11 protein-coding genes are annotated in these 9,232 nt (G+C 72.1%); 3 read left to right on the forward strand and 8 right to left on the reverse strand.

Annotated features, from left to right (window positions below; genetic code table 11):
- Positions 1 to 80: 80 nt before the first annotated feature.
- The 3 genes from CF165_RS09630 to CF165_RS09640 are packed head-to-tail and all read right to left on the reverse strand — an operon-like array spanning position 81 to position 2,719.
- A complete protein-coding gene (locus CF165_RS09630) occupies positions 81 to 788 on the reverse strand; it encodes a histidine phosphatase family protein (protein WP_093947078.1) in 708 nt (235 codons plus the stop codon).
- 49 nt (positions 789 to 837) lie between these two features.
- Positions 838 to 1,680 carry an undecaprenyl-diphosphate phosphatase gene (locus CF165_RS09635; RefSeq protein WP_093947079.1) on the reverse strand — a complete coding sequence of 281 codons (843 nt, stop codon included), beginning with the start codon at positions 1,678 to 1,680 and terminating at the stop codon, positions 838 to 840.
- A gap of 1 nt (position 1,681) precedes the next feature.
- Entirely contained in the window at positions 1,682 to 2,719 is a 1,038-nt protein-coding gene (locus CF165_RS09640; protein ID WP_093947080.1) for an LLM class F420-dependent oxidoreductase, read from the reverse strand.
- Between the two features lie 86 nt (positions 2,720 to 2,805).
- Here CF165_RS09640 and CF165_RS09645 point away from each other — a divergent pair, with 86 nt between their 5' ends.
- From CF165_RS09645 to CF165_RS09655, 3 genes are all read left to right on the forward strand, one after another.
- A complete protein-coding gene (locus tag CF165_RS09645; protein ID WP_167441398.1) occupies positions 2,806 to 3,774 on the forward strand; it encodes an aldo/keto reductase in 969 nt (322 codons plus the stop codon).
- 98 nt (positions 3,775 to 3,872) lie between these two features.
- The gene (locus CF165_RS09650) at positions 3,873 to 4,886 is read left to right on the forward strand and encodes a YncE family protein (protein WP_093947081.1); all 1,014 of its coding nucleotides are present in this window, start codon (positions 3,873 to 3,875) and stop codon (positions 4,884 to 4,886) included.
- Positions 4,883 to 5,107 (forward strand): DUF5703 family protein, encoded by a 225-nt coding sequence (locus tag CF165_RS09655; RefSeq protein WP_072478962.1) that lies wholly within the window; start codon positions 4,883 to 4,885, stop codon positions 5,105 to 5,107. Before CF165_RS09650 ends, CF165_RS09655 begins: the two co-directional genes overlap by 4 nt.
- Before the next feature lie 7 nt (positions 5,108 to 5,114).
- Here the strand turns inward: CF165_RS09655 and CF165_RS09660 are convergent, their stop codons facing one another.
- The 5 genes from CF165_RS09660 to CF165_RS09680 are packed head-to-tail and all read right to left on the reverse strand — an operon-like array spanning position 5,115 to position 9,217.
- Positions 5,115 to 5,612 (reverse strand): DUF2975 domain-containing protein, encoded by a 498-nt coding sequence (locus CF165_RS09660; RefSeq protein WP_093947082.1) that lies wholly within the window; start codon positions 5,610 to 5,612, stop codon positions 5,115 to 5,117.
- A 31-nt stretch (positions 5,613 to 5,643) separates the two neighbouring features.
- Positions 5,644 to 6,381, reverse strand: coding sequence for an SRPBCC family protein (locus CF165_RS09665; protein WP_093947083.1), 738 nt, complete (start codon positions 6,379 to 6,381; stop codon positions 5,644 to 5,646).
- Positions 6,371 to 6,970: a winged helix-turn-helix domain-containing protein gene (locus tag CF165_RS09670; RefSeq protein WP_093947084.1), complete on the reverse strand. Its 600-nt coding sequence runs from the start codon at positions 6,968 to 6,970 to the stop codon at positions 6,371 to 6,373. The genes CF165_RS09665 and CF165_RS09670 overlap by 11 nt, the downstream gene beginning before the upstream one ends.
- Before the next feature lie 31 nt (positions 6,971 to 7,001).
- Complete coding sequence (locus CF165_RS09675; protein ID WP_093947085.1) at positions 7,002 to 7,895, reverse strand: alpha/beta fold hydrolase; 894 nt, start codon at positions 7,893 to 7,895, stop codon at positions 7,002 to 7,004.
- Entirely contained in the window at positions 7,895 to 9,217 is a 1,323-nt protein-coding gene (locus CF165_RS09680; protein WP_093947086.1) for a M20/M25/M40 family metallo-hydrolase, read from the reverse strand. The genes CF165_RS09675 and CF165_RS09680 overlap by 1 nt, the downstream gene beginning before the upstream one ends.
- Between the last annotated feature and the right edge of the window lie 15 nt (positions 9,218 to 9,232).

Genomic DNA, 9,232 nt, shown 5'->3' on the forward strand with positions numbered 1-9,232 from the left:
CTGGTCGGGGGAACACTCGGTCCCGCCACCCTACGGGTTCGCCCGGTGCCGATGTCAGCGCTTTACGGAGGTGGCCGGCGTCACCGTCCGGTGGTACCGCCGACGACGGCGTCGCTGGTCCCGGCGGTCTTCTTGCCGCGCTTCGGCTTCGGTTCTGGCGGGACGATGCCGCCGAGGTCGCCGCCGTGGTCGTTGACCCGCATGACGAACGGCCGCGTCTCGGTGTAGCGCACGACCGAGATCGACGCCGGGTCGACGACGATCCGCTGGAAGGCGTCGAGGTGCTGGCCGAGCGCGTCGGCCAGGATGGACTTGATCACGTCGCCGTGGCTGCACAGCAGCCAGACGGCGTGGTCGCCGTGCTCGGCCGTGATCCGCCGGTCGTGGGCGCGGACAGCGGCCACCGACCGCGCCTGCATCGCCGCGAGCCCTTCACCGCCGGGGAACACCGCCGCCGAGGCGTGTGCCTGCACGACCCGCCAGAGCGGTTCCTTCGCCAGGTGCCTGAGTTCCTTGCCCGTCCAGTCCCCGTAGTCCACTTCGGACAGCCCGGGCTCGACGACCTTCTCGAGGCCGCGCGCGGCGGCCAGCGGGCCGACCGTCTGCTTGCACCGCAGCATGGGGGACACGACGAGCCCGGCCAGCGGCACGCCGTCGAGCCGCTCGACGAGCTTGTCCGCCTGGGCGCGGCCGGTGTCGTCGAGGTTGACCTTCGGGGACCGCCCGGCCAGGACGCCGGAGCCGTTGGCCGTCGACTTGCCGTGCCTCAGCAGAATGACCGTACTCACGGGGCCCACCCTACGTGGGGACCGATCGAGCGGTCCCCACGCGGGCGGATCAGTGCCCGACCGGCCCGGCGTTCGGGTCCAGGGCACCGGTGAAGATCAGCACGAACAGCAGCACGCCGAGGACGAGCCGGTACACCACGAACGGCACGAAGCTGTGCTTCTTGATGTAGGCCATCAGCCAGGCGATCACGGCGTACCCGACGCCGAAGGCGACCAGCGTGGCCAGGATCGTCGGGCCCCACTGGGCCGGCGCGCCACCCGCGCCGATGTCCTTGAGCTTGTACACCCCCGAGCCGAACACCGCCGGCAGCGCCAGCAGGAACGAGTACTCCGCCGCCTCCGCCCGCGTGTACCCCAGCAGCAGGCCCGCGCTGGTCGTCCCGCCCGAGCGGGACACGCCGGGGATCAGGGCCAGTGCCTGCGCGAAGCCGAAGCCGAGCCCGTGCGGCACGGTCAGGTCGTCCAGCGTGCGCTCCTGCTTCCCGATCCGGTCGGCGAGCAGCAGGATCAGGCCGAACACGATGAGCACGCTCGCGGTGATCCGCAGGTCGCGGAACGCGCTGTCGATCTGGTCCTGCAGCAGCAGCCCGAGCACCACGATCGGCAGCGACCCGATGATGATCAGCCAGCCCAGCCGGGCGTCCGGGTGACGGCGCCACTCCGGCTTGTACAGCGAGAAGAACCAGCCCTGCAGGATCTTCCCGATCTTCGGGCCGAAGTAGATGATCACCGCCAGCTCGGTGCCGATCTGGGTGACCGCGGTGAACGCCGCACCCGGGTCGTCCCAGCCCGCCAGCGCCGCGACGATCCGCAGGTGCGCGCTCGACGAGATCGGCAGGAACTCCGTCAGGCCCTGGACCAGGCCCAGGACCAGTGCTTCGAACCAGCCCACGTCACGCCACCCCCGCCAGCTCGAGCGCCTCGACGGCGGTACGCAGGGCCTGGGCCGGCTCCGGCGTGTACGGCGACACTGACAGGGTCGTCACGCCGGCTTCGGCGAATTCGGTCATCTTCTCCGCGATCCGTTCCTTCGGGCCCAGCAGCGACGTCGCGTCCAGGAACTCCGGCGGCACCGCCGCCATCGCCCCCGCCCGGTCGCCGGCCAGGTATTTCTCTTGCACTTCGGCGGCCTCGGCCGCGAAACCCATCCGGCACGCCAGCCGGTTGTAGAAGTTCTCCTCTTTGCTCCCCATCCCGCCCAGGTAGAGGGCCGCGTAGCCGCGGACGGCGTCCGCGCAGGCCCGCCAGTCGTCACCGGGCACGAGCGGCACCGACGGGGCGACGTCGAAGCCGTCCGTCGAGCGGCCGGCCCGTTCGGCGCCGGCCCGGATCCGCGCCAGCTGCTCCCCCGCGTGCGACGGCGAGAAGAACACCGGCAGCCAGCCGTCGGCGAGCTCCCCGGTCAGCTCCAGGTTCTTCGGGCCGATGGCGGCCAGGTAGAGCGGGATGTGCTTGCGGGCCGGGCGGACGGCCAGCCGCAGCGCCTTGCCGGGGCCGTCCGGCAGCGGCAGCGTGAAGTGTTCACCCTCGAACCGCACACGCTCCCGGCGCAGCGCCGCCCGCACGATCTGCGCGTACTCCCGGGTCCGGCCCAGTGGCGAGGCGAAGCGCACGCCGTGCCAGCCCTCCGACACCTGCGGGCCGGACACGCCGAGGCCGAGCCGGAACCGGCCGCCCGACAGCGTGTCGAGGGTCGCGGCCGTCATCGCGGTCATCGCCGGGGTCCGGGCCGGGATCTGCAGCACGGCGGCGCCGACGTCGATCCGCGACGTCCGCGCGGCGATCCACGACAGCACGGTGACCGCGTCCGAGCCGTAGGCCTCCGCGGCCCACACGACCGCGTACCCCAGGTCCTCCGCCTGTTTCGCCAGGGCCAGGTTCGCGGGGTCGTTCCCCGCTCCCCAGTAGCCGAGATTGAGTCCGAGTCGCACGGGGCCGAACCCTAACGGGGGCCTTGATCGCGACACGACTCACCTTGGTCTCCTCCGGCGGGGGACGCCCACTAGGCTCGGCGGTCGTGGAAAAGCGACTGCTCGGCCGCTCGGGACTCCGCGTTTCGCGGATGGCGCTCGGCACCATGACCTGGGGTGGCGACACCGACGCGGAGGAAGCGGCCAGCCAGCTGGTCGCCTTCGTCGACGCCGGCGGCACCCTGGTGGACACGGCCGACATCTACGGCGAGGGCGAGAGCGAGCGGGTGCTCGGCTCGCTGCTCGGCGACCTGGTGCCCCGCGACGACGTCGTCCTCGCGACGAAGGCGGTCGCCCGCCGCACCGACGGCCCCTTCGGCGGTGGCGCCTCGCGCGGCGCGCTGCTCACCGCGCTCGACGGCTCGCTCAAGCGGCTGGGCACCGACCACATCGACCTGTGGCAGCTGCACGCGTGGGACGACTGCGTGCCGCTCGCCGAGACGCTGTCCGCCCTCGAGTACGCCGTGACCAGCGGCAAGGTCCGCTACGTCGGCGTCTCCAACTACGCGGGCTGGCAGCTGGCGACGGCCGCCGCCGGTGCCGCCGCGCTCGCGCCGATCGTCTCCACCCAGGTCGAGTACTCACTGCTCGAGCGCGGCGTGGACCGCGAGGTGGTACCCGCCGCCGGGCACCACGGCATCGGGCTGCTGCCCTGGGCGCCGCTCGGCCGCGGCGTGCTGACCGGCAAGTACCGCACCGGCACCCCCGCCGACTCGCGCGGGGCGAACAGCGCCTACGCCGGCTACGTCGAGCACCACCGCACCGACCGGGCCGCCCGGATCGTGCAGGCGGTGGCGACCGCGGCCGACGGGCTGGGGACGTCACCGCTCGCGGTCGCCCTGGCCTGGGTCCGCGACCGGCCCGGTGTCGTCGCCCCGGTCGTCGGCGCGCGGGACACCGGCCAGCTCACCGGGTCGCTGACCGCCGAGGAGATCACCCTGCCGCCCGCCATCCGGTCGGCGCTCGACGACGTCAGCGCGATCGAGGTCGGCTACCCCGAACGCTGGCCGCGATGAGCGGCAGGTGTCTGTTCGGTGACACGCACGTGACGGCACGGGGATCAAGGAGCATGCTGGTGAAGACCGCCCGCCGAGGGACACCTGGAGGCCAGAACGTGCGTCGGTTCGCCGCCGTGTCGTGGATCGCGATCCCGCTCGCCGGCGTCCTGGTGCTCTCGGGCTGTTCGTCGGTCAAGACGGGCGGCGACGAGCTGCAGATCGTCGCGAACCCGGTCGCCGCACGCCCGGCCGTCTCCCCCGCGGTGACCGTGAAACCCGCTGGTCAGGTGCTCGCGAACGGCTCGGTGTCGGCCGTCGCCGTCGACGAAAAGACCTCGACCCTCGTCGTCGCGGTTTCCGAGCCGCCGTCGTTGCGGCTCTTCGACCTGAACGCGCTCGCGTCAGCCCCGGTGAATATGTCGTTATACGGCAAGGTTTCGCGGTTGACCGTGACGCCGGGGCGGGTGGAGATCGCGGAGCCGGACCGGGGTGTGGTGCAGCAGCTGACGTTGCCGGACCGGAAGCTCACCGAGACGAAGACGGGCGGGCAGCCGGCGGCGAGCCTGGCCTACGGCGCCGATCGGCTGGTCGCGATGGGGGCGGGGAAGGACATCCAGGTGCTGCCGCCCGCGGGGCAGGCGCGGACGATCGCCGGGCAGCTCTACAGCGCCGACGACGTGCTGGACACCGGGGACGGTGTGGTGGTGCTGGACCGGCTGCGGACGGCGGTGTTCTCGGTCGACGTCGTGGCCGGAAAGGTCGACGAGGGCCTGCGGGCGGGCGACGGCGCGGCGAACGCCGTGGCGGACTCGTACGGGCGCGTGCTGGTGACGGACGCGCGAGCGGGCGCGCTGATCGCGTTCTCGGCTTCGCCGCTCATCATGCGGCAGCGTTATCCGGTGCCCGGTGGGGCATACGGGATCGCTTACGACGCGCGGCGGAGCCTGGCCTGGGTGACGCTCACGGAACGCAACGAAGTGGTCGGGTTCGACGTCCGCGGCGGCGAACCCGTCGAGAAGTACCGGTTCCCCACCGTGCGCCAGCCGGACTCGGTCGGGGTGGACGAGAAGAGCGGCCGGGTGATCGTCGGCTCGGCCACCGGAGAAGGGACCCAGGTGATCCAGCCATGACGACGGTCAGCGAGGCGGTGGTCGAAGGGGATTGGGAGTATCGCCGCCTGCACCTCCCCCCGGGCGTGTCCCGGCGTGCGGCGGCGATCCAGCTCTCCATCCACGCGGAGTTCGCGGGCTGGGAACTGCGCACCGTGCGGCTTTACGCCGACGGCACGCGCCGGGTCTGGCTGCGCCGCAAGAAGACGGCGGAAAGCCTGCCTGGCGCACTGCCGACCTAGCCCGCGTTCACACGACGCCGTCCAGTTCGGTACGCAGGCCGATCGCCTTGATCAGCAGGTGCCGTCCGGCGAAGAGGAGCAGCACGGCGACCGTCCCCGCCACGACCGCGGCGGCGGTGCCGAGCCAGAGGCCGATCACGTCCATGCCGTCGGTCGGCGACGGGATGTCGGAGAGCGTGACGTAGCCGAACACCGCGGCGGTGACGACGGTCGCCGCCGCGGTGGCGCCCACCACGACGTTCGCCCAGGTCAGCGCGGACGGCTCGAAGACCGTCCCCCGGCCAGCCCGGCGCAGCAGCAGGCCCAGGCCGACGAGCGCGACCTGCCCGCAGGCGACGAACAGGATCGCGGCGGTCACCAATGGCACCCGGATCGGCGCGTAGGGCGGGAACATCTCCACCTGGTCGGCCGCGGTCGTCGGGATGACGACGATCTGCGCATACAGGCCGGCGAGGAACGCGAAGACCACGGCGGCCTGGAGGGCGAACACGAGGAAGCGAGGCATGTATCGATAGTCGATGCATACCGCTCGACTGTCAACCGAACACGCGGTTCAGCCACTCGCTCCAGGTCTTCTCTTCGGTCTCGGCGTCCGCGCCGGGGGCGAAGACGTTGTGGCACACGACCATCGCGCCGTGGAAGCCGCGCAGGAACCGGAACATCGCGTCCGCGGTCCGCACGCCGACGGTCTGGCCGTTCACCGCGAAGACGACACCTTCCAGCCCGCCGGGCTCGATCCGGACCCGGTCGCCCTCGGCGGGACGCGCGGACAGGCCGAGGGCCGCGCCGAGCCGCGTCCACGCCTCGTCCCAGTCCCCCACCGGCGGCCCGAACACCGTGACCGGCACCGCCGTGCGCCCCGCGAAGTGCGTCAGGTACTCGACCAGCGTGCGGAAGAACAGCTCGCCGCCCGCGACCATCGCCTCGAACTCGTCCTCCCAGTCGTCACCGGGAAGGAAGCCGCTGGTGACGCACCGGACCACCGAGCTGCCACCGCTCCGGCCCTCGACGAGGAACTCGTAGGCGATCTTCCGCCCGTCCGGTGCCGGCTCCTCGCCGTAGCTGATTTTCTCGAGCGGCGCCCAGTCCCGGATCCGGTGCTCCGGCCGGTACTCGCCGAAGGCGCCGCGAACCACGCCGCCGGTGCCGCCGTCGACCTCGTTGCGGCCCATGAACCACGAGTCGATGCCGGGCCCGGTGGCGATGGCCGCCCACACCTGTTCCGGTGTCGCGTCGACCTCGGCGGTGTCGGTCAGCTCGAACTCATACCCCACGGTCGGACTCCTCCGGGACACTCGGGTGGACGGCGACGACCACCCGGTGCGGGCGGCCGTTTTCGGCGCTTTCGTCGTGGTACTTGGCGACCAGCGTGGTGACGGCGGTCGCGAGCTCCTCGGCGAAGGCGGCCCGGTCGGCCGCGGAGGCGAACCGGACCTCGCCGTCGAGCGCGAAGGTCGCGACGCGCTGCTTGGCCTTCGCGGCACCGGTGATGAGCACGCCGACGTCCCGCACGAGCCGCCCGGCCACCGCGAGCAACCACCGGGCCGAGAGCCGGTCGGGCGCCGCGGCCGGATCCGGCTGCACCGCGGCCAGCGCCGCCGGCGAGATGACGTACGACGCCGCCGTCGCCCGCATCATCCGCTCGGTGACGTTGCCCTTGCGCCGCTCTTCGACCAGCTCGACCAGGCCGTGGCTCTCCAGCGTCCGCAGGTGGTAGTTGACCTTCTGCCGGGGCAGCCCCACCCGCGCGGCGAGCATGGTCGCCGACGCCGGTTCGACCAGCTCGGCCAGCAGCCGGGCACGCACGGGGTCCAGCGACACCTCGGCCGCTGCCGCGTCTTCGATCACCGCGACGGAGAACATGCGCCCAGGATGCAGCCGAAAAGAGAAGTTGTCAAGAAGTCTCGTCTTGTCGGTAACTCGCGTTGACCAGGGCGACGACCCGCGGCAGCACCTGCGCCGCGGCTTCCAGCGGCACGACGTGCCCGACGCCGGGCAGCACCACGGCGGTCCCGTTGTCCAGGCCGCCTGCCCACTGTTCGACGTCGGACGCGCGCACGATCCGGTCCCGCTCCCCCACGATCGCCGTCACCGGCAGGCCGCTGACCCGGGCCAACGCCGCGTCGCGCGCGTACGCGTCCAGGGCCGGGCGGAACAGCGAGACGGTGTGCGGCCAGTTGCCGCGGATCATCTTCACCGTCAGCTCGACCAGGTCCGGGTCCGGGTCGTCGCCGAAGAGCCACCAGCGCAGGCCCGCGCTGACCGCCCGGCTGGTGTGCTCGCGCACGACCCCGAAGAGCTTCGAGCCGAGGACCGCTTCGAGGTCGCCGGCCAGTTTCCCCAGTGCGTTCGGCCAGGCCGCCGACACCTCGGTGGCCAGCGTCCCCGACGACGTCGCCAGCAGCACCAGGCCCGACACCCGCGCCGCGAACAGCTCCGGGTGCCGCTGGGACAGCGACATGATCGCCAGGCCGCCCATGTCGTGCCCGACCAGCACCACGCGGCCCTCGGGCACCTCGCGTTCGAGCAGCTCGGCCAGGTCGTCGCCGAGCCGGGCCATCGTCGCCGTCCCGCGCCGCGCCCGCCCGGATCCGCCGTGGCCGCGCTGGTCGTAGGTCAGCACGGCCACCGGCCCGTCGGCCGCGTCCGGCACCAGCGGCGCGATCCGGCCCCAGCTGCGCTGGTCGAGCGCGTAGCCGTGGACGAACACGACCGTCACCGGCGCGGCCGGGTCGCCCCTGCGCACCACCTGCAGGGACGTGCCGTCGGCGAGCGCGAACGCGGTCATCAGGACGTGCGCAGGAACCGGTCCAGCACGCGGGTGCCGAACTTCAGCGCTTCGACCGGGACCCGCTCGTCGACGCCGTGGAACAGCGCCGAGAAGTCGAGGTCCGCGGGCAGCTTGAGCGGCGCGAAGCCGAAGTTGCGGATGCCGAGCTCCTGGAACGACTTCGCGTCGGTGCCGCCGGACAGCATGTACGGCAGCGTCTTCGCGCCCGGGTCCTCGGCCAGCACCGCGGCGGTCATCGCGTCCACGAGCGCGCCGTCGAACGTCGTCTCGACCGGCGGCAGCTCCATCCACTCCTTCTCGATGTCCGGGCCGAGCAGCTCGTCGAGCTCGCGGTCGAAGGCCTCGAGCCGGCCCGGCAGGATGCGGCAGTCGACGGCGGCCTCGGCGACCGACGGGATGACGTTCGACTTGTACCCGGCGGTGAGCATGGTCGGGTTGGCCGTGTCGCGCAGGGTCGCGCCGATCATCCGGGAGATGTTGCCCAGCTTGGCGACCGAGCCCTCCAGGTCGTCCTCCGGGAAGTCCCACCCGGTGATCTCGGTGACGCCGGCGAGGAACTCCTTCACGGAGTCGGTGAGCACCAGCGGGAACCGGTGGTTGCCGAGCTTCGCGACGGCCTCGGAAAGCTTGGTGACGGCGTTGTCGCGGTGGATCATCGAACCGTGCCCGGCGGTGCCGCGCACGCGCAGCTTCATCCAGCGGATGCCCTTTTCGGCCGTCTCGATGAGGTACGCGCGGACGTCGTCCTTGAGCGTGATGGAGAAGCCGCCGACCTCGCTGATCGCTTCGGTGACGCCCTCGAACAGCTCCGGCCGGTTCTCGACCAGCCACTGGGCACCGTACTTGCCGCCGGCCTCCTCGTCGGCGAGGAAGGCGAAGACCAGGTCACGCGGCGGGACGACGTTGTTCAGCTTGTAGTGCCGGGCCAGCGCGAGCGCCATCCCGCACATGTCCTTCATGTCGACCGCGCCGCGCCCCCAGACGTAGTCGTCCTGCACCGCCCCCGAGAGGGGGTGCACCGACCACTCCGACGGGTCGGCGGGCACGGCGTCGAGGTGGCCGTGGATGAGCAGCCCGCCCCGGGACCGGTCGGCGCCCTCGAGCCGGACGATCACGTTGTGCCGGTTCTTCCCACCCGACTCGACGTAGGTGATCTCGTAGCCGGCGTCGGTCAGCTTCTCCGCGACGTACTCGGCCGCCGCCCGCTCGCCGACCAGCGTGTCGGGATCGCCGGTGTTGGTCGTGTCGATGCGGATGAGCTCGCTGGTCAGCGTGACGGCCTCGGCCGCGGCGGCTTCGATCAGGTTCGGTTCGGTCACCGGCCATTCCTATCA

Origin of the sequence: Amycolatopsis vastitatis (assembly GCF_002234595.1) — a bacterium.
Taxonomy (GTDB): Bacteria; Actinomycetota; Actinomycetes; order Mycobacteriales; family Pseudonocardiaceae; genus Amycolatopsis; species Amycolatopsis vastitatis.

What these genes read in the sequence shown, in the direction of transcription:
- CF165_RS09675 (WP_093947085.1), bottom strand. Translation starts at nt 7,895, where the DNA reads ATGACCGCGTTCGCGCTCGCCGACGGCACGTCCCTGCAGGTGGTGCGC.
- CF165_RS09660 (WP_093947082.1), bottom strand. Translation starts at nt 5,612, where the DNA reads ATGCCTCGCTTCCTCGTGTTCGCCCTCCAGGCCGCCGTGGTCTTCGCG.
- CF165_RS09655 (WP_072478962.1), top strand. Translation starts at nt 4,883, where the DNA reads ATGACGACGGTCAGCGAGGCGGTGGTCGAAGGGGATTGGGAGTATCGC.
- CF165_RS09670 (WP_093947084.1), bottom strand. Translation starts at nt 6,970, where the DNA reads ATGTTCTCCGTCGCGGTGATCGAAGACGCGGCAGCGGCCGAGGTGTCG.